The sequence below is a fragment of the Paenalcaligenes hominis genome, from assembly GCF_011927625.1.
Lineage (GTDB): Bacteria > Pseudomonadota > Gammaproteobacteria > Burkholderiales > Burkholderiaceae_B > Paenalcaligenes > Paenalcaligenes hominis.
The window spans coordinates 544927-569750 of sequence record NZ_JAATIZ010000001.1 but is presented as its reverse complement, the minus strand read 5'-3'; the positions used below and the strand labels follow the sequence as shown (position 1 = coordinate 569750).

Annotated in this window: 32 protein-coding genes; 18 read left to right on the top strand and 14 right to left on the bottom strand. The window is 47.5% G+C overall.

Annotated elements, in window-relative coordinates:
• The first annotated feature begins 262 nt into the window (after positions 1-262).
• The 15 genes from GGR41_RS02630 to GGR41_RS02555 all read left to right on the top strand — a co-directional run bounded on the left by GGR41_RS02630 (position 263) and on the right by GGR41_RS02555 (position 10145).
• Positions 263-601 carry a hypothetical protein gene (locus tag GGR41_RS02630; RefSeq protein WP_167660511.1) on the top strand — a complete coding sequence of 113 codons (339 nt, stop codon included), beginning with the start codon at positions 263-265 and terminating at the stop codon, positions 599-601.
• Positions 586-804 carry a hypothetical protein gene (locus GGR41_RS02625; protein WP_167660510.1) on the top strand — a complete coding sequence of 73 codons (219 nt, stop codon included), beginning with the start codon at positions 586-588 and terminating at the stop codon, positions 802-804. The genes GGR41_RS02630 and GGR41_RS02625 overlap by 16 nt, the downstream gene beginning before the upstream one ends.
• Positions 782-1093 carry a hypothetical protein gene (locus GGR41_RS02620; protein WP_167660509.1) on the top strand — a complete coding sequence of 104 codons (312 nt, stop codon included), beginning with the start codon at positions 782-784 and terminating at the stop codon, positions 1091-1093. Before GGR41_RS02625 ends, GGR41_RS02620 begins: the two co-directional genes overlap by 23 nt.
• Positions 1086-1847: a recombinase RecT gene (locus tag GGR41_RS02615; RefSeq protein ID WP_167660508.1), complete on the top strand. Its 762-nt coding sequence runs from the start codon at positions 1086-1088 to the stop codon at positions 1845-1847. The genes GGR41_RS02620 and GGR41_RS02615 overlap by 8 nt, the downstream gene beginning before the upstream one ends.
• Entirely contained in the window at positions 1844-3436 is a 1593-nt protein-coding gene (locus GGR41_RS02610) for a YqaJ viral recombinase family protein (RefSeq protein ID WP_167660507.1), read from the top strand. The genes GGR41_RS02615 and GGR41_RS02610 overlap by 4 nt, the downstream gene beginning before the upstream one ends.
• Entirely contained in the window at positions 3436-3954 is a 519-nt protein-coding gene (locus GGR41_RS02605; protein WP_167660506.1) for a single-stranded DNA-binding protein, read from the top strand. Before GGR41_RS02610 ends, GGR41_RS02605 begins: the two co-directional genes overlap by 1 nt.
• Before the next feature lie 8 nt (positions 3955-3962).
• Positions 3963-4772, top strand: coding sequence for a hypothetical protein (locus GGR41_RS02600; protein WP_167660505.1), 810 nt, complete (start codon positions 3963-3965; stop codon positions 4770-4772).
• Positions 4773-4825: 53 nt separating this feature from the next.
• Positions 4826-5257 carry a hypothetical protein gene (locus tag GGR41_RS02595; protein WP_167660504.1) on the top strand — a complete coding sequence of 144 codons (432 nt, stop codon included), beginning with the start codon at positions 4826-4828 and terminating at the stop codon, positions 5255-5257.
• Positions 5258-5429: 172 nt separating this feature from the next.
• Positions 5430-6545 carry a hypothetical protein gene (locus GGR41_RS02590; protein WP_167660503.1) on the top strand — a complete coding sequence of 372 codons (1116 nt, stop codon included), beginning with the start codon at positions 5430-5432 and terminating at the stop codon, positions 6543-6545.
• Positions 6538-6966, top strand: a complete 429-nt coding sequence (locus tag GGR41_RS02585) for a DNA-directed RNA polymerase subunit alpha C-terminal domain-containing protein (RefSeq protein ID WP_167660502.1) — start codon at positions 6538-6540, stop codon at positions 6964-6966. Before GGR41_RS02590 ends, GGR41_RS02585 begins: the two co-directional genes overlap by 8 nt.
• Before the next feature lie 55 nt (positions 6967-7021).
• Positions 7022-7381: a hypothetical protein gene (locus tag GGR41_RS02580; protein WP_167660501.1), complete on the top strand. Its 360-nt coding sequence runs from the start codon at positions 7022-7024 to the stop codon at positions 7379-7381.
• 13 nt (positions 7382-7394) lie between these two features.
• Complete coding sequence (locus tag GGR41_RS02575; RefSeq protein ID WP_167660500.1) at positions 7395-8288, top strand: recombination-associated protein RdgC; 894 nt, start codon at positions 7395-7397, stop codon at positions 8286-8288.
• A gap of 408 nt (positions 8289-8696) precedes the next feature.
• Positions 8697-8915, top strand: a complete 219-nt coding sequence (locus GGR41_RS02565) for a hypothetical protein (protein WP_167660499.1) — start codon at positions 8697-8699, stop codon at positions 8913-8915.
• Between the two features lie 98 nt (positions 8916-9013).
• Positions 9014-9259, top strand: a complete 246-nt coding sequence (locus GGR41_RS02560) for a DUF4224 domain-containing protein (protein ID WP_077733314.1) — start codon at positions 9014-9016, stop codon at positions 9257-9259.
• 100 nt (positions 9260-9359) lie between these two features.
• Entirely contained in the window at positions 9360-10145 is a 786-nt protein-coding gene (locus GGR41_RS02555) for a tyrosine-type recombinase/integrase (RefSeq protein WP_229711158.1), read from the top strand.
• Positions 10146-10465: 320 nt separating this feature from the next.
• On the opposite strand, the gene GGR41_RS02550 is transcribed toward GGR41_RS02555, so the two are convergent.
• The 12 genes from GGR41_RS02550 to GGR41_RS13065 all read right to left on the bottom strand — a co-directional run bounded on the left by GGR41_RS02550 (position 10466) and on the right by GGR41_RS13065 (position 19987).
• Positions 10466-11155 carry a fumarylacetoacetate hydrolase family protein gene (locus tag GGR41_RS02550; protein WP_167660497.1) on the bottom strand — a complete coding sequence of 230 codons (690 nt, stop codon included), beginning with the start codon at positions 11153-11155 and terminating at the stop codon, positions 10466-10468.
• Between the two features lies 1 nt (position 11156).
• On the bottom strand, positions 11157-11687 hold the full coding sequence (gene ppa / locus GGR41_RS02545) for an inorganic diphosphatase (protein ID WP_167660496.1): 531 nt from the start codon (positions 11685-11687) through the stop codon (positions 11157-11159).
• A 25-nt stretch (positions 11688-11712) separates the two neighbouring features.
• On the bottom strand, positions 11713-13194 hold the full coding sequence (locus GGR41_RS02540) for a heme biosynthesis HemY N-terminal domain-containing protein (protein WP_167660495.1): 1482 nt from the start codon (positions 13192-13194) through the stop codon (positions 11713-11715).
• 2 nt (positions 13195-13196) lie between these two features.
• Positions 13197-14531 (bottom strand): uroporphyrinogen-III C-methyltransferase, encoded by a 1335-nt coding sequence (locus tag GGR41_RS02535; RefSeq protein WP_167660494.1) that lies wholly within the window; start codon positions 14529-14531, stop codon positions 13197-13199.
• Positions 14532-14555: 24 nt separating this feature from the next.
• Entirely contained in the window at positions 14556-15344 is a 789-nt protein-coding gene (locus tag GGR41_RS02530) for a uroporphyrinogen-III synthase (RefSeq protein WP_229711179.1), read from the bottom strand.
• Between the two features lie 11 nt (positions 15345-15355).
• Positions 15356-16297: a hydroxymethylbilane synthase gene (hemC, locus tag GGR41_RS02525; protein ID WP_167660492.1), complete on the bottom strand. Its 942-nt coding sequence runs from the start codon at positions 16295-16297 to the stop codon at positions 15356-15358.
• A 1-nt stretch (position 16298) separates the two neighbouring features.
• Entirely contained in the window at positions 16299-16421 is a 123-nt protein-coding gene (locus GGR41_RS13160) for a hypothetical protein (RefSeq protein WP_268235109.1), read from the bottom strand.
• Positions 16422-16605: 184 nt separating this feature from the next.
• Positions 16606-16854, bottom strand: coding sequence for a hypothetical protein (locus GGR41_RS02520; RefSeq protein ID WP_077733321.1), 249 nt, complete (start codon positions 16852-16854; stop codon positions 16606-16608).
• Positions 16855-16863: 9 nt separating this feature from the next.
• On the bottom strand, positions 16864-18015 hold the full coding sequence (locus tag GGR41_RS02515; protein ID WP_077733322.1) for a Na/Pi symporter: 1152 nt from the start codon (positions 18013-18015) through the stop codon (positions 16864-16866).
• A gap of 341 nt (positions 18016-18356) precedes the next feature.
• Positions 18357-18608: a hypothetical protein gene (locus tag GGR41_RS02510; protein WP_167660491.1), complete on the bottom strand. Its 252-nt coding sequence runs from the start codon at positions 18606-18608 to the stop codon at positions 18357-18359.
• Positions 18609-18810: 202 nt separating this feature from the next.
• Positions 18811-19815 (bottom strand): MFS transporter, encoded by a 1005-nt coding sequence (locus GGR41_RS02505; protein ID WP_338112398.1) that lies wholly within the window; start codon positions 19813-19815, stop codon positions 18811-18813.
• The gene (locus GGR41_RS13065; RefSeq protein ID WP_229711161.1) at positions 19751-19987 is read right to left on the bottom strand and encodes a hypothetical protein; all 237 of its coding nucleotides are present in this window, start codon (positions 19985-19987) and stop codon (positions 19751-19753) included. Before GGR41_RS13065 ends, GGR41_RS02505 begins: the two co-directional genes overlap by 65 nt.
• A gap of 90 nt (positions 19988-20077) precedes the next feature.
• On the opposite strand from GGR41_RS13065, the gene GGR41_RS02500 reads away from it, so the two are divergent.
• The 3 genes from GGR41_RS02500 to GGR41_RS02490 all read left to right on the top strand — a co-directional run bounded on the left by GGR41_RS02500 (position 20078) and on the right by GGR41_RS02490 (position 22658).
• A complete protein-coding gene (locus tag GGR41_RS02500; protein WP_167660490.1) occupies positions 20078-20926 on the top strand; it encodes an AraC family transcriptional regulator in 849 nt (282 codons plus the stop codon).
• Between the two features lie 147 nt (positions 20927-21073).
• Entirely contained in the window at positions 21074-21535 is a 462-nt protein-coding gene (locus GGR41_RS02495; protein WP_167660489.1) for an Ivy family c-type lysozyme inhibitor, read from the top strand.
• A 151-nt stretch (positions 21536-21686) separates the two neighbouring features.
• Entirely contained in the window at positions 21687-22658 is a 972-nt protein-coding gene (locus GGR41_RS02490; RefSeq protein WP_167660488.1) for a 2-hydroxyacid dehydrogenase, read from the top strand.
• Positions 22659-22771: 113 nt separating this feature from the next.
• Here the strand turns inward: GGR41_RS02490 and GGR41_RS02485 are convergent, their stop codons facing one another.
• Together GGR41_RS02485 and GGR41_RS02480 are read right to left on the bottom strand one after the other, a co-directional pair.
• Complete coding sequence (locus GGR41_RS02485; protein WP_167660487.1) at positions 22772-23803, bottom strand: methionine synthase; 1032 nt, start codon at positions 23801-23803, stop codon at positions 22772-22774.
• 27 nt (positions 23804-23830) lie between these two features.
• Entirely contained in the window at positions 23831-24808 is a 978-nt protein-coding gene (locus GGR41_RS02480) for a DUF1852 domain-containing protein (RefSeq protein ID WP_167660486.1), read from the bottom strand.
• Positions 24809-24824: the final 16 nt, after the last annotated feature.

The following is a 24824-nucleotide window of genomic DNA, read 5'->3' as shown; positions in this document are numbered from 1 at the left end:
CGTATATCTCTAGCATGACAAATCTCTTATCCTGTAACGACGTTTATAGGAGGCTGTCATGTCGGATCAAGAAATTATCGAGCTGCTAAAAGCTCTAAGAAAAGATTACACACCCACGGGGCCCATTTATTTCGGACCACCCCAGTAACACCCAGCCCCTACTTAACACCTAGGGGCTTTTTCATACCCAAGGCTAACGGTGCGCAACGCTTAGCTATCAATTCGCCGCAGCAACCGCTGCACACTTCAAAGGATATTCATTATGAACGTCGCTACCCAGCGTGACGCGGTTGACTGTGCGCGTCTGATTTCTATCGTTATGAGTCAAATACACGCTTGCTTGCAAGGAAAGCGTGAGTTTGTGTTTGTCACAACAACACCCCGATTTCGTCCAGTAGCACTGAATCGTCGCGAACCAATCGCTTGTATCCATGAAGCGATGGAGCCCTATGACGTTGGAGATTTACTGCTTTCATTGCGTGACGACATCATGCGAACCCGCCTGTACACAGCGCGCCAAGACGCAATTTCGAATTTTGCTCAATTTACGGTGGATCGTATGACGCAAGCGGAAAAGGATGCCCTATGCGCAAGCATCTGATCTGTTTTCTTGCAGCCCTCGGACTTGTCGCTGTTTATGGCCTAGCAGCCACGTCAGACGTGGATGATCTAGGGCTTACTGCCCAAGCCGTCCAAGAGCAAGCTGACCACATTCAAGCGCTGGTACGCACCAACGAAGCGTATCGCGACTTTTACACATTTAAACCAACCGGAGGTGGCTATGTATCCAGAACCCCGCTTTGATGACCCTTCACGCACAGCTGATTATGGCTATTTTCGATGGGAGCGCGAGCCGGCGCCAAAAATCACAAAAGACACTTTAGCTGATGCCATTGAAACGGGTATTGAGCCTTTGGGCGCGCCTTTCCGTGAGTGGATCCCGGCGTTATTTGAAGGTTGGCGTTTTGATGTCGATATGAACGAAGCGCGTCAAATCTTTAAAGCCATGTTGAATAACGATGAGACCTACGGGCTTGCAATGGACGTTTTAAGTGATGTCGCTTTTGAAAAATATGGAGCGGATTATGAGTAAGCAGTCAGCATTAACCACCTTGGCACAACAGTTAAACATCAATGAGGGCGAGGTACAGAGCCTAGTCACAAACACGCTAATGAAGGCTAAAGACGGCAAGCAGCCAACCAATGAAGAGCTGATTACTTTTCTAGCTATCGCTAGTGAGTACCGCCTTAATCCATTGACTAAGGAAATCTATGCCTTTGCTAACCGGGGTGCTATTCAGCCTATTGTGTCGATTGATGGCTGGTTAAAAATCATCAATCAGCACCCTCAGTTTGACGGCATGGAGTTTGTCGACAATGTAGCAGGCAATAGCAGCCTAGACTCCGTAACTTGCAAAATATACCGGAAAGACCGAAGTCGTCCTACCGAGGTCACTGAATACATGGCTGAATGCAAAGGCGTCTCAGAGCCATGGAAAAGATGGCCGGCACGCATGCTACGACACAAGGCAACAATTCAAGCTGCTCGATATGCTTTTGGGCTGTCTGGAATTGTAGATCCAGACGAGGCCGAGCGCATCCAGTCTAGCGAAGAAAAATACATGGGCGCTGCTCAAACAGTAAAAACAACCGATCAGGTGGCCCAAGCGCTCCCCTACTACCCCGCTGACGGGTTTGAAGAGCAGCTAGCAACATGGCAAAGCTACATTGACGCAGGACGAGCTACGCCTGAGCGAATCATCGCAACGGTTGAGAGCAAATATCAACTTTCCGAAGACCAAAAAGCCGCAATTAATGCTTTAGTATCGAATGAGGTCGCTGCATGAAATACCACAATCTAGCCCAGGGCTCTCAAGAATGGCACGCACTCCGTGCCAGTTTTTTTACTGCATCAGAAGCGCCTGCAATGATGGGCGCTTCTCCGAAAGTCAGCCGCACTGAGCTTTTGCGCATGAAAGCGACTGGTTCAGAGCGCGAGTTTAGTGAATGGGTGCAACGCAATCTATTCGACAAGGGCCATGAATACGAAGCCTTGGCCCGTCCAATTATCGAAGACACGATAGGCGACGAGTTATTTCCAACCACCGGCACCAAAGAGATTGAGGGGTTGTCATTGCTAGCCTCCTTTGATGGCCTAACAATGCTTGGTGACGTCGTGTATGAGCACAAGATGTGGAATGAGTCTTTAGCCCAGGCAGTACGAGATAATGCGCTCTCTGACGAATACAAGTGGCAGCTAGATCAGCAGTTGCTTATCTCAGGCGCAGACAAGGCTATTTTCGTTGTGTCTGATGGGGCACCAGAAAACATGGTTTATATGGAATATCAGCCAGACCAAGAGCGCTTTAGCCGCCTAATCGCCGGGTGGAAGCAGTTTGTCGAGGACTTAGACAACTACACACCTACCGAGCAAAAAGCCGAAGCCATTGGGCGCACACCAGACAACTTGCCGGCCCTACTGATTGAAATGTCTGGCGCTGTCACCTCAAGCAATCTAGCCGAATTTAAGGCGCACGCACTAGAGGCTTTGTCTGACATCAATCGAATTCTTGTTACCGACCAAGACTTTGCTGATGCAGAAAAAACCGTCAAATGGTGTAAAGAGGTTGAGGATAAAATCGCGGCCACAAAGTCGCATGCACTCAGCCAAACCGCTACGATCGAACAAGCCTTTCGGTTAATGGATGACGTTAGCGCTGAGGTTCGTAGCATACGCCTAGAACTAGATAAACTGGTTAAAGCGGAAAAAGAGAACCGCCGTTTACAAATACGACAAGCTGCAGCTGATGATTTTGCCAAACATATTAAAGCCATTAACGACCGCCTTGAAGTTGTAATCCTGCCTGAAATTATTTGTGATATCACGGGCGCAATGAAAGGCAAGCGTACTATTGCTTCATTAGAAGATGCAGCTAATACAGCAATAGCCAATGCCAAGATCGAAGCTAACCAATGGGCTGACAAAATCGAAGAAAACCTAGCTACCATTGCCGAATTAGGCAAAGGCCACCCTTACCTATTCTCTGATCGTCAGCGCCTAGTACAAATGGACGCCAAAGACTTAGCTGAGCTAATTAAGGCTCGTGTTGTGGCTCATGAGGCAACAACCAAAGCTCAAGCCGAGGCTGCTGCTGAAAAAGAGCGCGAGCGTATTCGCTTAGAGGAGCAAGCTAAAGCCCAGGCTGTTGTAGACACCACCAAGCCCGAACAAGTTAGCCCTGCTTTCATCCAGCCTTCAGCTACTGAACCAGCTCCTTGGCACCAAAAAGAGCGGTCCGCTTACGTATCTATCCCTCGCACTGAGTACGAGCTCTTGCTTAAAGACTCGCTGCTCCTAAATGCCTTGCGTAATGCAGGAGTTGATAATTGGGATGGCTGGGATATAGCCGTAGAGTCCATGCAGGAGTCAGCGTAATGGCATCCGTTAACAAAGTAATTTTAGTGGGCAATTTGGGAAAAGACCCTGAAGTCCGATACACAGCCAATGGCATGGCTATGTGCAACCTATCGGTAGCCACCACCCACAACAGCAAAAACCAAGCGGGCGAACGCATCGAGGAGACCGAATGGCATCGAGTCGTTATGTTTAATCGCCTCGCTGAAATCGCAGGTGAGTACCTACGTAAAGGCCGCCCTGTCTACATCGAGGGGCGGCTTAGAACGCGCAAATGGCAGGGCCAAGACGGCCAAGACCGCTACACGACGGAAATCATTGCTGATCAAATGCAAATGCTCGGTGGTCGTGGTGATAGCGATCAAAGCCAAGCCTACCAACAACCCGCCCCACCACAACAACAAAGCTATGCGCAACAGTCTGGTGGGCACACGCGCCAAGCCCAGCATAACTATCAAGCGCCATCATCTGGCACGTCCGACATGGATGGTGATATTCCATTTAACGCTTATTTTGTACGCAATGCTTACTGTATTTAAGGCAAGCTATGAAACAGAACCCCTATCCCGCCCAGTCTTTGCTAGGGAAGATTTTCGATTTATTAAAGATAAAAGAACGCCCGATTACAGTCACTAACACAGCTGTGGTCTTGGGCTCGACTTACGCAGCCGTCTATAGAGCTGTCTACAACGACAAAATCAAAGCCGTTAATTTCGAGCACCGCGATGGTGTGCGGCATATCGCTTTAAATGCAGAATTCAAAAACAAGGAGCCCGAATTGTCTATCAACGAAACAATCCAAGATGTAATGGTTAACGATGTTAGTGAATACGGCCTTCACGTTCACGAAATCGCCCAAAAAGCCCACGCTACTCAACCCGAGGTGAGAGCTTTCATCAAAGAGCAGGTTGGGCTTGGAAACATTGAAGTGAATCCAACTCAAGGTAAGCATGGGCACCGGTATCGCTGGGCGGGTCCAATCAACTCAAGCATTACAGAAGAAATGCTCGTAATCGCAAAAGAGGTTGAGGCTGAATCAATTAGTGAAGCTAAGCTCGATCCGATTGTCGAGGAGGATCTGCCCAGCGATACGCCCGAAACCGCCCAAGAAAAACCCACATTACAGGAATCAAAAGCCATGACCGAAACAACAGCAACCACCGCCCAACCTTTAGCCCCCAAAGTCCGCTACTTAATCGAAGCAGCTAAAGGTAAGCGTGAAACAGCCAATAGCGAAAAAAGTGCTGAACGCATTGCCGAGCGCTTCGCGAACGAAGGGTGTAAGAACATACGAATCAGCATGGTTCTCCCGTTCGCTAAAGTTAGAAAGGGTATTGAGGTGAAGCGAATATGGTAGCCCTACCCTCTTTCGCACAGCATGTAGCAATAAGTCGCGGTAAAGACGAGCCGATGGATCAAGAGACCGTACTGCATGTCACGCTACCCATCAAAATCAACATCGACGCAATCAAGAGGGCTAAAGCAACGCAGCTTCAAGTTTTTGAGTGCTTGGAGTTTTTTAGCTTGTGCTATGGCGCTGTATCTAACGCTTGCGACAAAAGCACAGAGGAAAGCAGGCTCTTGCTTGAGAAGCGCTGCAAAGCGCTTTTTCTTGCTGCAAATACGTCCAGAAAGATACTGCTACGTATAAGAAACAACGAGCCCGCAACGTGTAAGCCCGGGGAAATCACAGCACTAGATGATGGCTTTACAGCAGCCATTGAAGCCCATGAGGCTTTACCAGAGTGGGCTTTTATGCAGTCTGGATATCAGCTGATGCGATACGGAATAAAGCGCAACGAAAAACCAAAGCGAAAAACCAAAAGGAGAAAAAGGAAATGAGTAGGCATAAATCAAAACCCAATCCCCACGCCAAGCAGCCCAAGCTAAAAGACGGCGATAAAGACTGGGCTACTCCATGCTGCAACTGCAACCAGCTGCCTACGGTCTACCCTACTGATCTATGCGGCCCTTGCTGTTGGGGCGAAGCTGATACCGCAGGAGGTAATTGGTAATGACACAACACGTTTTAACTGATGCCGAGATGCACGCTTTAATCTGCGGAAACCCATCCACCATAGGCTTGAGCATTGCCCGTTTAAAAGACTTCATACGCCAAGTTGAAAAGGCTGTAATGGCTAAGCTAGTAGCAGAGCAAGAGCCTATAGCATGGGTACACCCTAACGATCCAACTCGCAGCATTACCCAACACCAAAAAGAAGGAGCAATAAAAGATGGGGGAGCCATAGAGAAAACCACTCGGGTTTTCAGTATCCCCGCGTATGCCCACCCCATGCCCAGCAAACCATACTTGATAGATAAAGACGAGGTTGGTATACGCGAGCTAGTGGCAAGCGCTATTACTGGAACGATTCACGCAGGCTTAGAGGGTGGAGAGGCCCCGCCAATAGGTCATTGGTTGAGTGAGTTTTACGAGTACGGGGCAGCGTATGAGCATATACAGACACAGCTTCAAAAAAATGAAGTAGTTTGCATATCATGCGCAACTAACAAAGCGGCTTGTGTATCAGAAAGCGGGGAAAATGATAGGCAACTAGCTAGGCAACAACCTTGCGGCTGTGTGGTTTGTTATTGCGAAAATCAAGAACGCTGCTTAGGTTGCGGCGCCAAATACTGCGGAACGCATGATGTAGGCGAAATACCAAACCCAGTTTACGTAGACCATATTGCTGACGCCAGCAAAATGGTTGATGCTGATCATATTCCCGACATCGGGCAAATGATAACACCCCTAGCTCAACGCAAAATACAGTCACTGCTTGATAAGGGCGAGTATCGAGTAATCGAAAATGCCACCGTTCTTGTGAACGAAAACGGGCATGCGGCTATCGTAAATAAAGGCGGCGCGTTTTACTGGGTTGATAATGAAGCGCTTGCGCGTGAGTTTGATGGCGTGGGTGTGGGGGTCGATAGCCACCATATTGCGGACATGCGCAAAAAGGTACCGGAGGGGTGGCAGCTGGTACCGGTTGAGCCTATAGAGGAAATGCTAAAAAAGGCTTTTCCTGAGATATTCGATATAGACGGCATATCAAAAAACGATCTAATAGAACGTTACCAAGCCATGCTAGCAGAAGCCCCTAAATATACAGGTGACAGCAATGAATAGTAAGTCGATCCTAGATCTTGGTGTAGCCAGCCTAAGCATCACCCATCGCACTTACAGCCTTCTTTGCACTGAAAACATCTGCAGCGTCGGTGACTTAGTCCGGTTTTCTGAGAGCCAGCTACTGAGGAGTGTAGGGTTTGGCCGTAAATCACTCAATGAAGTCAAGGAGGCGCTTTCCAAGCTTGGCCTTAGGCTGGGCATGGAGGGGCCTATCGAGAAAAGAGAAAAATCAATCGCAGCAGACCACCCTGATAAAACCTTACTTGATGAGTTTGCAATTGCAGCCCTACCTGCGGCTATGAAAATATGCCAGACACTAGAAGACCCTGATGAAGAGTATGGGGAATTTATTGATCGAGTAGCTGAGACCGCTTATGAGCTAGCAGGCGCAATGCTTAAGGAGCGCGCTAAGGCTCGTTAACGGCTCGCTAAGGCTCGTTAACGGCTCGCTAAGGATCGTTCTCGCACTATAACTTATGACTAAACCAATTCTTGTCGTCGCTGTAGGCAATATCGTATCCACAAGCTACAGCACCGGCCCTTATGTAATTACTCGCATAACAGGACCGCATACAACCCCTTCATTTTTGGACGAAATAAGCGGAAACAACGTGCCCTCTGAGCCGCACTACAACGTGACCTGTCAGCTTGTCGATCAACCCAAACGAGGCGACCACTATCTAAATGGGTATCGCTTAGATGGGACTAACGTCTGGAGTGGCGACTGCCTTGTTTTACAAGGGGCTGCAGCGGGACAAATAGAGCTTTTAGATACTTCTCATCAACTGACCCTTCCACCGCCATCACAGCCAGCCCTGCAGCTAGTTTTATTTTGACTATAGGATTTATATGCTATTCAAAAACGCCAAAATATTCCGACTCCACCCTGATTTTAATTACTCAGTGGAGCAAATCACCGAAGCCTTAGAGCGGCGCCCATTCACACCATGTGGCACACAAGAACCAGTCTCAAACGGCTGGTTTTTTGTTGATAGCCAGCCGCTGATTGGCATTGACCAACAAGTGCTTTTGCAAATGCGCACGGAAAAGAAGCTGCTGCCTAGCACTGTTATTAACCAAGTCGCCCGTGAGCGCGCCAAAGACAAAGAAGCCGAACAAGGCTACAAGGTAGGCCGTAAACAAATGAAAGAGCTCAAGGAAGATCTGATTACAGAGCTTTTACCTAAAGCATTCTCAGTACATAAAGACGTGTATGTATGGCTAGACCTTGAGAATCGTTGGCTCGTAGTAGATGCTGCGTCAGATACGCTGGGTGACGAGGTCATGGGCTTATTGGCCAAAACTTTTGCCGTATTTCCGGCGGTACCCATTTATACCGAACAATCACCTGCATCAGCCATGACTGGCTGGCTAGCTAGCTATGAGGTGCCCTACCCATTCTCGATTGACCAAGATGCAGAGCTCAAATCACACAGCGAAAACCGTGCCACTGTGAAGTACGCCAATCACAATCTAGATGGCGATGAGCCAAGACAGCATATAGCCGACGGCAAACAGTGCACACGCTTAGCATTGACATGGGCCGATAAGATTTCCTTTGTTTTAACTGATGGCCTTGAGATTAAACGAATCAACTATACCGATCTTGTTAAAGAGCAGCTAGAAACAGCCCAAGATGAGCATGATGCTTTCTTGGCAGAGTTTACCTTGATGGCGGGTGAATTTAACGGTCTGCTAAATGATCTGATAGAGGCATTAGGAGGTGAGAAGCATGTCATCTAGCATTCAATTCGATGCGCACGGGGTATGCGTTACCACCCTGACTTTCACCCAAACCAAGGCCGCTACTGGACGACGGTAGACCAGCAATTTCTTATTGATAATTACGCCCGTATTGGTCCCGAGGAATGCAGTCTAGCGCTAGGTCGCACGATCCATACCGTTATGCAAAAGGCCTGCTCACTAAGGCAAGCGGGCCTTATGCCAAAAACAACTCGGAAACTGCATTTTGGGCGTCAAATAAGGAGGTCTTTGTGCTGACACTCACTATTTGGCTGCTTATATCCACGTCACCTACTACCGGTGACGTTTTTATTGATGGGCACTTTGATTCGCTGCTGCAGTGCCTGCAAGTGGCCACACAAGAACAAGATTGTATTGAGGGCACTGTCATGCGCCCAAAGGATAGAAATGACACGTAAACGAATCGATGGACCCAAACCCCTGCCCCGACTTCAGCATATTGAACCGGGGCAGTTTTTTACCCTTTTAGAGCCCAAGCAACGGTTCATGCTGCTACGCAAAGATAGTATGTATGGCTATGTAGAAAATGGTCGTATTGGTCTGAGCGCCGAGCTAGATCCGGGCAATATGATTTTTGGAGATGGTAAAGGTTGGAGAGTGAAATGAATATCACATCTGAGGCTTCTAGAGCCGGAAAAGAAACTATTTGGGAACTATTTTTAAAATGGCTAGATAGCCTACCGTTCTAGATAAAAGGAGTTGTTATGTCTACACTTCTACTCTCCCCGAAGGAGGTTGCTGAAATCACAGGGAAAAAGCGGTACCAATCTCAAATAGAAGTGCTGCACGGCATGAGAATCCCTTTCAAAACACGTCCTGACGGCTCATTAGTTGTTCTACGCGCTGTAATAGAAATGGAGTTAGGTTATGCGCCCAAGGAAACAAAACAAACATCTCCCTCCTTGCGTGTACCAAAAGCACGGGGCTTACTACTACGTCAAAAACAATAAATGGACGCGACTGGGGGACAATCTACATGATGCGTTAATAGCATACGCTCGTCACGTAGCTCTGCCTACGGAGGGCGTCCCATCCCTTATAGATAAGGCCATGCCATTTATTCTTGAGAAAGTCTCTGAATCCACGCAAAAGCAATACCTTTACTGTGAGCGCATTTTGAAAGAAATGTTCGCTGAGTTCAGTCCAGCTCAAGTCACGCATGGCACAGTAATCAGAATGATGGATATGTGGCGCCACAGCCCATCCACTGCCAACCGTTTACTCACTGTGCTTAAACAGGTCTTTCAATGGGCGTTAGACCGAGAAATTGTAGATAGAAATCCGTGTGAGTCTGTGCGTCGCATTAGCCAAGAATCCAGAGACCGATTAATCAGTCCTGAGGAGTATCGTCGAATCTATAAAGAGGCCTCCCCCTGGCTACAAGTAACGATGGACTTATGCTACTTAACAGGTCAGCGAATTGGCGATATTTTGCTAATCAAGCATGAGGACTTACAACCAGAAGGCATTTATTTCGAACAAGAAAAAACAGGGCATCGGCTTACCGTAGCTTGGACTGAAGACTTAAAAAATGTGGTCCAGCGCGCTATACAAATCGCTGAAAGCTCAAGAGAAAGCCCTTATCTCCTTCCTACTAAAAAAGGCACTCCAAGATTCCACTCGAATGTTTGGAGACTTTTTAAAGCCGCATGCCGTAGAGCCCAAGTGGATGATGTGACTTTACATGATTTAAGGGCCATGTCCGGAACATATGCCGAAAAACAAGGTTTGGACCCAAGCGCGCTACTCGGTCACACAGATAAAAAAACCACGAGAATTTATCTACGTGATAAAAATGTTAAAGTTGTACTAGGCCCAGAAAAGGCGATCGACTAAAGCTAGGGGACTAGTTTTAAATGTAGGTCAAAAACAAGGAAAAAAGCCTAAAAGTATTAGACAGATTTTAGAATCTTAGACAAAACGTCTTTTTTCTCTTTTTAAATCAATTGGTTGTGAATTGATTAGCTAATCAGTCATCCCCTGACCTGACTGTTTTTGATTTTTTGCTGGCATACTTTCCCTCCTGACAGTTTGAGTCAAGTATGCGCTACCATCGGTTGGTAAAACTATTCGCAGAACTCACAACGGCTAAATTGGTCTTAGTGTAGACACAAAAAAAGCGCCTTCGTGGAGGCGCTTTTTTAAAGGTGAGATAGCTATTTCACGCTGATATGAAGTGGCGTAAAGCCATCAATTTCAGCTCGGAGCTGATCCCCTTTATGAATCGTGCTGACCCCAGCCGGTGTGCCAGTCATGAGGACATCACCCGGCAATAAGGTAATGTAACGAGACAAAAAGGCAATGGCTTCAGCCACTGGCCAAATCATTTGATTTAAATTGCCTTGTTGACGTAGCTCGTCATTAATATAAAGACGTATGTCACCTGAACCCAGCACCTGTGTGGTGGGTGCAATAGGGCCAATAATAGCCGCGGCATCAAAGCTTTTGCCTAGCTCCCAAGGCCGTCCTAGCTCTTTGGCTTGGGCTTGCAGGTCACGGCGAGTCATGTCCAAACCGACAGCATAACCATAAATGGCCTGAGCGGCCTGAGCGGTACTGAGATCACGGCCACCCTGAGCCAGTGCGACGACTAGCTCAACCTCGTGTTGGAGGTTCTTAGTTTGACTGGGGTAAGGCATCACACCTTTGCCGTCTGATCCAATCGGTAAAATGACTTGCGCCGGTTTACAGAAAAAGAAAGGGTCTTCACGTCCACTATGTCCCATCTCCTGGGCATGTTCGGCGTAATTTCGCCCTACGCAAAAGACGCGCTGCACAGGAAAACGAGCCGTGGAATCAACCACTTCTAAGTAACTGGGAGCCGGAGGCGTAAAGACCCAATTCATATTATTCTGCCTTAAAGCGTGCGATGCTGCTGGTGATTTCTTGTTTAGCGGCTTCGGCATCAGCCCAGCCTTGGACTTTAACCCACTTGCCTTTTTCTAGGTCTTTGTAGCGCTCGAAGAAGTGCTGAATACGGTCTAGTTCCTCTTGGGGCAGATCGCTTGGGCTTTGAAGATTACGGTAGGGAGGGTAAAGCTTAGTAACGGGTACGGCTAACACTTTTGCATCGCCACCAGCCTCGTCTTCCATATTGAGTACACCAATAGCACGACATTTAACCACGGCGCCGACTTGGATAGGAAAAGGCGATAGCACGAGTACGTCTACAGGATCGCCGTCTTCGGAAATGGTTTGGGGCACATAACCGTAATTGCAGGGGTAATGCATAGCGGCCAACATAAAGCGATCCACCATGACCACGCCTGTTTTATCATCCACCTCGTATTTAACGGGGTCGGAGTTCATGGGAATTTCTACAACTACATTAAACTCTTCAGGAGCTTTATCGCCGTAACCAATTTTAGTTAAGCTCATTTGTATGCCTTTAATCTTTAGTTAGTTAATTGCGTTTCCGATGGGTGCCATCGGATGTCATGGAGACATCCACCCCTGGTATCGGGGCAGTGTCAAAATACTGATGCTCAGCCTCTTCGTTATTTTCTGACGTGGCTTGTGGGGGCTCGGCCTGAGAGACAGGATCGGCAGCCGCAAACACAGCCGCATCAACGGCACTGGCTGCCACTGGTCTTGTAGTATCGACGTAAGTCGTGTCTTCTGGCAAGGCACCATCGACTAAAGTCGGATCGTCTTGAAGGTCAGCAGCAGGCAATAAGCGCTGCGGCGCCATAATGGGCAAGGCGCCTGCCGTGGCCGCCGCAATGCGCCAATGCTGAATGGCTTCGTCAGGACGCTCTAGTACATCGTAGAGCTGACCAAGCAACGCATGAATACGCAAATCATTCCGAATTGCCATACTCCGTTTAAAGTAATGTTCCGCCTGCCCCCACAGCTGCCCTAGCACACATAAGCGACCTAAAGTAACTAATAATGCCGGGTTATTAGGATGACGTTGCAGCCATTCTTCGGCTTTGGTTAAACGGCGCTTGTACTGCTCTGCTGTGGTGCTGGCATAGAGGTTGAGCAGCTCTGGCTCGGGCTCTTGTTGAATCGCTGCCTCTAAGACACGGGCTGCCTCGTCGAGCTTGCCTGCTTGTGTTAACCATTGGCCAGCCGCTAAGGCGACCTGTTGACGTGTTTTTTCCTCGGTGCGTAAGTCGCCCCAGATCGACTTAAACTGTTCTTCATTAGCCAGCTGTATACGACGCGCAGCAGCATATTCGATGTAATCCAAAGCTTGCTTTTTATCGATGGCACTGCGTCGTAATAATACACGTGTTAACTCATAAACACGCTCTGGGTTATCGAGTTGACGATAAGCGCGTAGCAATAACCGTGTAGCCTGAAAATGCCTAGAGCTAGCGTCTTGGACGGGCTGCAATAAATCAATGGCTTGTTGGGCTAAGCCCTGCTCGAGATACATTTCAGCTGCGGCTGTTGCATACGCCAATTTCAGCTGTGGGTCGTCGCCAGCATTTTGTTGGGCAACGTGTAGGGCTTCGTCACGACGTTGATATTCAGCCAAGTCTTGCGAAGCACGAGCGGAAGCTAAACCAGCTACCAGTTTTGTTTTACGGGATTTGGATTTAGCAAGGAGTTTAGTGAGCTCTTTTTCTGCTTGGGCTGAGCGCCCCTCAAGGATATGGATCCACCCTGTTTGCAACAAGTCTTGGTCGCGACGCTCAGCACGACGATGACGCCATAATCGAAAGCGCCCTGGGCTGCCTGTAAGCCAAGACAACCCATTTAAAAGCATATAGAACACAAAGAACAGCGCAATCAGCGCTATAACGCTGAAAGTGATAGAAAAGCTGATATGCCAAGGCGGCGCAATAATAAGCACGTTCCCACCGTGCTCGCGTAACACCAAAGCCAATGCTACTGCAGCGACAAAAACAAGAAAAGTCCAAATCCATGTACGCATAATTACACCGCCTGCTGAATTCGAGTCAGGTTGACCTTAGCACTATCACCCGGCTCAGAGGAAGAGGCCGGCTCGGTTTCAGTTGACTGTGAGTCAGGAGCTGCCTCGTTGTGGGTGTCAGGCTCGATTGGAGCGGGCTCAGAACCGCGATCAGTATCCTGAGGCAACTCGGAGGTAGGCTCGGGCTCAAAGTCATCCTCAGAACCTTGTTTTAAGCTCTCGATGACAGCTAAGGTGTTATCGATGGTGGGAAGTTTGAGATCAACATCGGTATCGGCTAATTGCGTAGCTAAGGCTAAGGCACGTTGAGTTAATGCTTTGGAGGCATCGAACCGGTCCTCAAGTGCTTTAACAATAAAAGCCATTTCAGACTGCCAAACTTTAGGCTGTTTAGTCATTAGCGCTAATTGAGCCATTGTGATGCGCAAACGTAAGTTCTCGCGTAAACGATCAGCTTGTTCAGGGGAAATTAGCAATGCAGCATTATCATCCACGCGGCGTACACTGACAAATTGCCCTAGATCTTGACGAATACTATTCCAACTTTGCTGGGTGAGATCCGCTGCAGTGCTGAGTACACGCTGCCACCAAGCGGAATCGTCAGCAACAGATGGCGTTGCCGCTGCGGTTTCATCGGCAGCAGTAGCCGAACCATTAGGCTCTGGCGATACGGTGCCAGCCTCTGTGATGTATAAGGGTGCCTGATTGATTAATTCAGTTAATCGTTCGAGCTGAGCGGTTAAGGTAGGTACATCAATGACTTGAGCGGTGCGTAAACGATCTAGATCACCATTTATAGTTTGAATTAGCACAGCAAAATTTTGACGATTGGCTTGGGTGAGCCGAGCCTGGGCAGTTTCTAGCGTTACGATGGCATTGGCGACGCTGCCCCCAACTTGCAACTGTTGTTGGGCCAACGCAGCCAACTGCTCTATGTCGTTTAACAACATAATTTCCGTGCCCGAATCGCTAATGGTCTGTACCGCTGTACTGACATCTTTTAGCTGCTCGAGGGCTTGGGCCAACTGATTGTTTATGCGCTGCAACTGCTGTGCTTGATTTTCCACCTGTGTCAGGGCTTGTTTAGCTGATTGCTCGTTTTTTCCTGCTTGTTGTACCAGAAGCTGCAGTTGCGAGTCGTAATGCTGACTGAGGTGTTGTTGATTGTTTTGGATATACCACACTGCCCCGCCGCCTAAAGCAAGAGCAACCAACGCAGTTAAAAGCACAGGGCCTTTAGCACTTTTGGTTTTCGTTTTAGCAGGCGTGCTTGCTGGGGAAGCTGTTGCTCCAGTGGCTTGCTGCGTCTGATTCGTATTATCGCTTTTCTCTTTCATGACGTAATTGTAATCCGTTAAGCATTATTTGGGCAGCGCCGCTCTAAGCAACGCCTCCTGCATCGCCGTTTGGCTAGGTGCACAGAGCTGAACTTGTTCCTGCATTTGCTCAGGAGTGAAACCACATAACTGTTGAATTTTTTCTGCAATACGCGGATGTATCGCCACAAACCGTGCGTGCTTCCAAGCCGAATCTAATTGTAAACGTACTAGGTTGTCATAGATAGCTTGAGTACTTTCTGAGCTGGTCAAAAGAAAGGTCACTGCTTGGGGTTTTACCAAATCATGTTGTAATTGTATAGCGCTGTCAGCAGACCACACTAAGGGTGAACGCTGATATATGCTACACCGTGTTAATTTTTTCTGAGCTTGTTCCAGTTGTTGACTAAGCCACTCTCGGCCCTGTTGACCTCGGACTAACAACACCTGCTCGAAATGATCTAAGCGCGGCTGTAAAAGCGCCCAAAGCGCTTCGGAGTCTTGGTAGGGATGATCGGCCGGGGGGTGAATAAGATCAAGCTGCGTGGCTAAGCCCGCTTCATAAAAGGGAACGGCGCTCGCTGCCCCAACCGTGGCAATAGCCTGATGGGGTGAGAAAGTTTGGCCTGTGTTTGCCAGCGCCTTTAAGTAAAACCGCACCGCCTGAGCACTAACAAAAATAAGCAACTGGAAATGCTGTGGCGTCAGCTTGGGCGGAAGCTGATCGATGGTTGAGGTGAGGGCTAAGGCGGGTAAGACTAACGGCTTGATACCGTAATGAATAAGCGCCTGCGCCAACGCCTCATTTTTTCCTGCTGGCCGTGTTAGAACCACCGTAGCCAAGACTAGTCCTCGTTTGGCAAACTGTGCTTGGCCAAAATTATATCGGCACCTTGGGCTAAAAGATCTTGCCCTACCACTCTGCCTAAGGCTTCGGCCTCGGCCACAGGACCACGGAGCTCGGCACGATACACCACAGACGCATCGGGCTCGGCAACTAAAGCGCGAATCCAGATTTGGTCGCCATCAAGCTCGGCATAAGCGGCTAAAGGCACCTGGCATGATCCACCTAGAACACGGGTAACAGCGCGCTCGGCCTTAGAACGGGCGGTGGACTGCGCACAAGCGAGTGGCGCTAGCCATGCTTTAAGGTCGGCACGGTCTTCGTGCGTTTCAATCCCTAATGCGCCTTGACCTGCTGAAGGCAGACTATCAACGACATCAATACTTGAACGAATACGTTCGGCCATTTTCAAACGTTTTAGCCCTGCGGTAGCAAGAATAATGGCGTCAAATTCGCCTGCGTCCAGTTTAGCTAGACGCGTATCCAAATTGCCTCGTAAGGGTTTGATCATCAAGTGGGGGTATTTTTCCCGCAACTGTGACTCGCGCCGTAAGCTAGACGTACCCACTACAGCGCCTGCGGGTAGATCGCTTAAGGCCTGATAGTGGTTGGATACAAACGCATCGCGCGGATCATCGCGCTCCATAATGACGGGCAAAGCAAACGGCGCAGGCACATCATAGGGCACATCTTTTAATGAATGCACAGCAAGGTCGGCACGGCCATCTAAAAGAGCCGTTTCGAGCTCTTTAATGAACAAGCCTTTCCCCCCGATTTTAGATAGGCTGCGATCCAAGATACGGTCGCCTTTGGTGCTCATGCTAAGCAGCTGTACATCGCACTCGGGGTAGAGCTGTTGTAAGCGCGCCTGCACGTGTTCGGCTTGCCAAAGCGCTAAACGACTCGCTCGAGTCGCAATCACTAATTTTTTTGGTGTGGACATACTAGCCTGCAAAATAACGTGCAATGGCTGCACCGATTAAACCTAAGGCGGCGAGAATGGCCAACCCTTGTAATAAAGAAAGGCCGCTTTCGCCTTTTTTCTGGGATTTATTGGGGGTACTCATAAAATTTCCTTTACTGTCAGTATTAACACCGCTTTAAGGCGCGAAGTCTAGAGAGACGATCGAGTTATAGCTAACAGAGCTCAAACAATACCGACAGTATAAAACGGATCAAGCCAAAACCCTAACTGCTGCCTACACGGCAACAAAGGTTTTGGCTAGCTAAGTTGTGGTAATACAAGCAGAATCAACGTTTTAAATGCTCGTCGTCTTTACTGCGTAGCTCGTCAAGCAAATGCTGAAAAAAACCTTTTACTTGATGCCATTGCACACCCGTGCGGCTATCAGGTAAACGTAAACGATCAATGGCCTCGTGCTGAGCATCAATTTTTCGACGCGTTAATTCAGCACGGATAGCAGTAATTTGTTCTTGTGCATCATCTAGTATCTGCTTTAACTCTTTGCGAGTCATACCACTGAAATCTTGATTGGGCATCGCAACTCCTTATAACCAAGTGGTCAATGCAATAAGGCACAAAGGCAAAAGCAAAAACACGCCAAAAATCCAAACTGCTGCGTACAGCTTCTTTTTAGAGGCGAGTCGGCTTAAGCGCTCTGCACCACGTAACGGTAACTCTCTCAGAAAAGGTACACCATAAATAAGCGCTACGGCAAAAAAATTATAAAGCACGTGCACCAACGCAATTTGCATGGCTGGCACTTCCATTGGGCCGGTGACTGCCGTCGCCGCTAATAAGGCCGTAATTGTGGTTCCAATATTTGCCCCTAGCATAAAAGGATAAATTTGGCGCAGTGTGAATGTGCCGGCTCCGGCCAAGGGCACCATAAGGCTAGTAGTGGTTGATGAGGATTGCACAAATACGGTGATCAATGTACCGGAAAAGATCCCGGTTAAAGGCCCCTTGCCGATGGCTTTATGCATAACGTCTTTGGCTTTACCGACCATCAGTACACGTAGCAATTTGCCCACATAGGTGATAGATAAAAAGATCAACACCAGACCAACTACTACCATCGCCAACCCAGCATAAGGGCTTGGCAATAACCGCGCGCCTGTCTCAATGCTATCGACTAAAGGCGCCGTCGCAGCACTTACAAAGTTAATACCCGACATGGAAACATTGGCATCACCCACTAACGCATTAGCGACTATCGCAGCAGAGCGCTCTATCAGGCCAAACATAATTTCTAGTGGTAAAAAAATCACCACAGCTAGCAAATTGAAAAAATCATGCACTGTAGCGGCCGCAAAAGCGCGTCTAAATTCATTTTTTTTGCGCATATGGCCGAGACTAACCAAGGTGTTAGTGACGGTGGTACCAATATTTGACCCCATCACCATGGGCACGGCGATGGCAACAGGCAACCCCCCTGCCACCATGCCAACAATTAAGGAGGTGACGGTAGAGGACGACTGAATCAACGCCGTTGCCACAATACCAATCACTAACCCCACATAGGGGTTGGTTGCAAAGGCAAAAAGCTCTTGAGCTCGACCTCCGGTGGCCTCTTGAAAGCCTGTACCGATTAAACTGACCGCACTAATTAAGACATAAATGAGAGCGAGTACGCCTAACCACTGCGGCCATTTATATTTGGCCGTTTTAACTGTATCTAACGAGTCTGCCTGTGACATCCAGCTGTCCTTTTGTAAAGAAAACAACGTACAGGCACAGAGCTAAATGGACTAAAAAGCAGGCGAGTTGCTATATAAGGTCTAAAGCCAATGGTGTGACTGTATAAAATTCCAACCGAATTATACCTGTAGGCTACAAACATAAAATATAAAAAAACATCTATTGCATCTGGGGCTAAAAAACGTTAGTGAAATATTAGTGAAATAATTACTTTTTATTTTGACAGCCCGCCCCGCCCTCAAGGGCGAGGTTTGCCGCGCACTTGATCAATGCGACCATAAAGCAAAAAGGCTAGCGAATAAATCAGCTAGCCTCTTGCATCGACATGGTCACCGTGGGATTAAAATCCGGCGTGCAACTCAAAACCCCATTTTACTTGCTTAGCTTTGCGACCGCGTGTGGTGGCTTGCGCCTCGAAAAACAATTGTGCTTTGCGGTCTATACGTTTAGCAACAGTGACTACGCGATGCCAAATCCCTTGCATACGGTTAGCAGCCAAACCTGTAGAAAGAGTGCTGTCTAATTGAATGCCGTTGGATGCTGCCAAGTTGTAGTTCACCATTTTGAAACCCTTCTTTGTAGAGTTAGTCATCAGTGATTACTATTATAGGGTAAACCCTAGGAAATAGCGAATTTAGGTAGCTAAGTTGTTGTAAAAGCGCGAGTAAACCAACTCATTAAATTTTAACTTTACAGCTATGGCGATTTAACGTTTAAACGTCGCGTTTAGTATTCTCTGCTTCTTTACTATAATCACTCCTTATTAACGAGTTGCCCCTAAAGATCCAGATCAGTTAGTCGTGCAATGTACGCGATCGCCCTGCTAAGCCACCCATCGTAGCCCCTAACACTGCCAGACAAGCAGCCAGCCATAACGGAAGCGTCCACGCCCCTGACCACGTATAAAGAGCCCCTATAACAACAGGACCTGCCGAAGCCAATAAATAACCAATGCATTGCGACATGCCAGATAAAGCGGTTGATTGACTCACACTGTTAGAGCGCAACCCAATAAACGCCAACCCTAAAATAATGCCAGACCCTGTGCCAAAACCAAACAAAACAGCCCAGAGCCAAGCCCACTGCGGCACATAAAGAAACCCAAGTAAGGCCACAGCAGATAACACACACACTATAAAAGCAATACGGCACTGGTCAGGCAAACGACGCAAAAGACTCGCTAAAACCAAACCGGGTACGGCGGTGGCGAGCTGCAATACACCATGGATTGAACCCGCCTCTACTGCCGAATAGCCTGAACTTTTTAATAACACCGGCAACCAACTTATTACTACGTAATAAATCGTTGAGTTCAAACCCAAATACAACGTTACTTGCCAAGCTAATGCACTACGCCATAAGCTAACTTTCTTAACCTCAGTAGCAAGAGCGGAAGAAGTCGATACGGCAGTCATCATTGGCCGCCACCATAAAATCAGAGCAACTATAGGCAAGAAAATAAAACTAAACAGAGCAAGCTGCCACCCAAGTCGCTCTGCAATAGGACTTACTAGGGTCGACGCCAACGCCGCAGCCACACCCATGCTTAATACATAAGCGCCTGTGACTGCTGTGATGTGATGAGAAAAATTGCGCTTAATAAGACTAGGCAACAATACATTTCCCAATGCAATACCAGCACCGATCAAGACGGTACCGCTAAATAGAGCTAGTTGCCCGCCGACTGAGCGGAGGCTAATGCCTAAGGCAATAATGAAAACAGCGCCGAATAAACTACGCTCCAAGCCCATTCGTTGCGCAAGACTTGCGCTTAATGGTGATACCAAAGCAAAAATCAATAACGGCAAAGCCGTAAGAATACCTACTCCGGTAGCGGTTAAAGCCCACTCCAGCTTGAATTTGAGTTAATACTGGAGGCAAGCCTGTAAACGGGGCACGTAAATTGGCGGCAATGAACACCACCCCTAATAATAAAAATACACTACGTTTAGTCAATACCGACTGATTCACTACGTTGAACTCCTTACATCATTATGTATTGACTATACCGCTACGTTGATCTTGTATAATATAGAAATAATGACTGTTTATCGCTAAATTATGACACCCACCTTATCTTTACGTCATTCGTTGAGTGAATTCGACCCAGACACTATTCCTAGACCAGCTGTTGCATTACGTGTAGAGGTGGCACATAACGGCGAAGAACAGCCTGAGCATCAGCACCAAAAAGGCCAATTAATCATGGCACTGCGTGGAGGTGTCACTTGCCAAGTTCCTTCTGCATTATGGATGGTGCCACCTCAACATGCCGTTTGGATCCCAAATCAAATGCCACACAGCAGTTTTGCCACGGCAAATGCAAAAATTTACTTTTTGTTAATTGAGGTAACGGCTGCCTCAATGCCTACCGAATGCTGTACTCTCGCTTTACCACCCCATGTACGTGAAATGATCCGCTACTTGGCTCAGCAAGATCCCCTTTATGAGCTACACAGCGCTACGGCACGGCTTGTTACGGTCCTATTGGAACAGCTGAGCTTATGCGACCGAGAAAGGCTTTGCTTACCTATTTCTACGCATCCTAAAATTCATTTGATGACACAACGGCTGTTAAACGATCCGTCTGATCGCAGCACCTTAGCTAACTGGGCGCAACAATTAGCCATGAGTGACCGGACGTTAGCCCGTCTAATTGTTAAGGAAACGGGATTAAGTTTTGGGAAATGGCGCCAACAGTTGCATCTTTTAATTGCTTTGCAGCTCTTAGCAGCAGGCACGGCCGTTCAAACCGTAGCAGGCCATTTAGGCTACGACTCCGTGACGGCTTTTATTACCATGTTCAAAAAATCACTAGGAAAAGCACCCACGCATTATTTTGCTGCATTGCAGGCCTCGGTCTCAGAACAAAACTTAGCCAGGATTTCAGAGAAAAACTCGCCCCTATAAAACGCTAGCAATACTAGAGCGATGCGGTATGTTTAATGCTAATGAGCTCGCCTTTAAAAACTAAATATCGCGGGTTTAGCGTTGTAACAGCATGGGAAGGGTGTCTCAGTTGCTACTTTTATTTTTTTATGGCCCAAAGGAGCTAAGATGAATAAAAAAATACGCTTAATCAGTCTATTATGCAGTGCTATATGGTTAGCCACACCAATCGCTTACTCAGCAGAAAAATCATTACCCACTTTTGAAAATCAATATCTAAGTGACATCACTGAGCAAAGCAAAGACCTCGCTAAAAGCTATACCAACTTGACCCAAGGCGCATCTAAAACCGCTACGTGGCTGCCCACCTATGGTGTAGCAACGCCAGGGGTTAAAGTATTGGTCAATGAAAAGGAGTACATTGCTTTTGGAGGTTGCGAACCCCATAACTGCCCTAACTCATCTTATGTGGTGGTGCTTGACCCTAGCACTCAGCAATTTATTAAGGGTGCAGTACGCTATGAAACCAAAACGGATGAAGCACCTCATCAAACGCAGTTAGTGTGGCTAGGGGACTATGACGAGGACTTTGTTCCCATCATTTGGAATCAGTTTTACCCAATGAATTAAGTTCACCTATGCGTTATGTATTAGTAAAACCAAGCCAGACCCAAATGAGCCGTCTGACTTTTTTATCCCTTAACAAAAAAGAGTTTGCTAAGCTTAACTAAATTCAAGCAACACACACTTAACCAAAATAATAAATTTATAGGATAGAGCTATGAATGCTGATGCCCCACAGGTCGCGATTACAAGCCGCATTTTTCCTGAATCAATCGCTAAGCTCAAAGCCGCTGGTTTTCGCATTGCTTATAACGATTCAAATCTGCCTTTAGAGCCCGATAAGCTGGTCTGCTTTGCTCATAATGCTAAAGCGCTACTCGTCTCCGCCAGCACTCCAGTCAACGCCGCTCTAATAGAACAGCTGCCTAATTTGCAAGTTATCGCCAATATAGGAGTAGGCTATAACAATATTGATGTGGCGGCAGCGGCAAAACGAGGGATTCAGGTCAGTAACACACCCGATGTATTGACTGAAACTACTGCTGATCTGGCTTGGGCCCTATTATTTACTGCGGCACGTCGCATCAGCGAGTCCGAACGGTGGTTGCGAGAAGGGCACTGGCAGGGTCTAACTCTAGACGGATGGTTAGGTCTAGACATTCATAGCAGCACCTTGGGTATTTTAGGCATGGGCCGTATTGGAAGCGCAGTAGCACGTCGCGCCCAAGGCTTCGGGATGCGTGTGCTGTATCACAACCGCACCCCTTTAGCGCCCGATCAAGCCAACGGTGCAACCTGGGTAGATAAAAACACATTGTTAAGCGAAGCAGACCACCTGATTCTGGTAGTACCGTATTCAGCTCAAACACACCATCTGATTGGCGCGGCGGAATTAGCCCAAATGAAACCCTCAGCTGTGTTGGTTAATATTGCACGCGGTGGCGTAGTGGATGATGTGGCGCTTGCTCATGCCTTAGCAAAAGGACAGATTGCTGCAGCAGGTATAGACGTGTTTGAAAACGAGCCCGCTATTGCCCCCGAGCTATTAGCAGCCCCTAATGCGGTGCTTACACCACATATTGGCAGTGCAACCAAAGCCACACGCTTAGGAATGGTAAATGTGGCCGTCGCCAATCTACTAGACTGGCATGCTGGACAGCGCATGCGCAATCTCATTCACATAAGCTAAACACACGGCATGAGTGACGATCTTTTATTAAAAAGACGTGCTCTCCATGAGACTCAACGAGGCGTAAAAAAACCCGCACGCAGCGGGTTTAAACACACAAAATTTATTTTGTATTATTTATTTAATAACTCTTGACGCACAATATCCGCTCCGGCGCTGAGAGCAAAAAGCTTGCCACGAGCCACATCACGTGGCAATGGTGCCATACCACAGTTTGTGCTGGGGTAAAGTTTATCGGCATCCACAAACTGGAGTGCTTTGCGCAAGGTGTTAGCCACCTCTTCGGCAGTTTCAATGGTGTGTGTCGCTACATCGATAGCACCTACCATCACTTTTTTGCCACGAATCAATTCAATTAAATCCATAGGCACATGCGAGTTTTGGCACTCTAAGGAAATAATATCAATCTTGGACTGTTGCAGTTTAGGGAAGGACTCTTCGTACTGACGCCACTCGGAACCTAACGTTTTTTTCCAGTCGGTATTGGCTTTAATGCCATAGCCATAGCAAATATGCACGGCCGTTTCGCATTTTAGGCCTTCGATAGCACGCTCTAGGGTAGCAATACCCCAGTCGTTGACCTCATCGAAAAACACGTTAAAAGCGGGCTCATCAAACTGAATAATATCGACCCCAGCTGCCTCGAGTTCTTTGGCTTCCTGATTTAGAATTTTGGCGAATTCCCAAGCCAGTTTTTCACGACTTTTGTAATGGTTGTCGTAGAGGGTGTCGATCATGGTCATGGGCCCAGGCAATGCCCATTTAATGGGCTGCTTGGTTTGCTGACGCAAAAATTTTGCGTCCTCGACAAACACAGGCTTAGTCCGTGATACCTCGCCTACTACAGTGGGGACGCTAGCATCGTAGCGATCACGAATGCGCACGGTTTCGCGCTTTTCAAAATCCACACCGTTTAAGTGCTCGATAAATGTTGTCACAAAGTGCTGACGTGTTTGCTCCCCGTCGCTAACAATATCGATACCCGCTAGCTGTTGTTCGTGCAAGGTTAAACGCAATGCATCGTGTTTACCTTCAGTCAGTTCATCACCTTCGAGGCGCCATGGCGACCATAACGTTTCTGGCTGAGCTAACCAAGAAGGTTTAGGTAAACTACCAGCTGTTGACGTGGGTAACAATTTTTTCATAATACAGGACCTTGTTGTTGTAGTAGATTAAAGCGCGTACTGAGCAGCCCATTGCTCTAGGATAGCCTGGTAGGGTTTGATGAAGTGCTCTTCTGTGAATTTGCCCTGCTCGACCGCAAGCTGGCTACGCTCTTCTCTGTCGTAAACAATTTGAGTCAATGAATGGTTTTGATTCGACAAGCTAGGCTGATAGCGCTTTTGGGCTGCTGAATTTGCGTTATAAATCTCTGGACGATAAATTTTCTGGAATGTCTCCATGGTACTGATTGTACTGATCAGCTCGAGGTTTGTGTAATCATTCAACAAATCGCCCTGGTGATAGAAAGCAAACGGCGCGACGCTATTGGGTGGCATAAAATACCGTACCTTTAACCCCATTTTCTCGAAGTACTGATCCGTTGGAGAAAATTCATTTTGCTGGTATTCAATACCTAAAATGGGGTGTTGATTACCGATTTGGTGGTAAATTTTGCTGCAAGCCACGCTTAAGCAAATAACAGGCGGTTTGCTAAAGTACTGTTTATAGGCGGCTGAATTTAAAAAGCATTTAAAAATCTTGCCATGCAAATCACCAAAATTTTCTGGCAAGCTGAATTCCGTTTTATTTTTATTGTATTCAGGCAACACCACACTGAAATCGTAATCGCGCACGTAGGAAGAAAAATTATTGCCAACAATTCCCTCGATACGCGTGTTGTGCTTATGATCCAAAATATTGGTTTTTAGAATTTCAATGGTAGGAAAAGTGCTGCCATTGCCTTCGACATCAATATCAACAGAAATAATCTCTAGCTCAACCGAATACCGATCGCCGTTCGGGTTATCCCAGTTGGCTAAATCATTAAAACGACTGTTAATCATTTTTAAGGTATTGCGCAAGTTTTCTTGGCGACTGGCTCCGCGTGCTAAGTTGGCAAAGTTAGTCGTAGCCCGTGTATTTTGCGACGGCTCGTAATTTTCATCAAAATTGATGCTTTTAATGCTAAAGGTGAATGCGTTATTCATTGTGATCTGAAGCCTT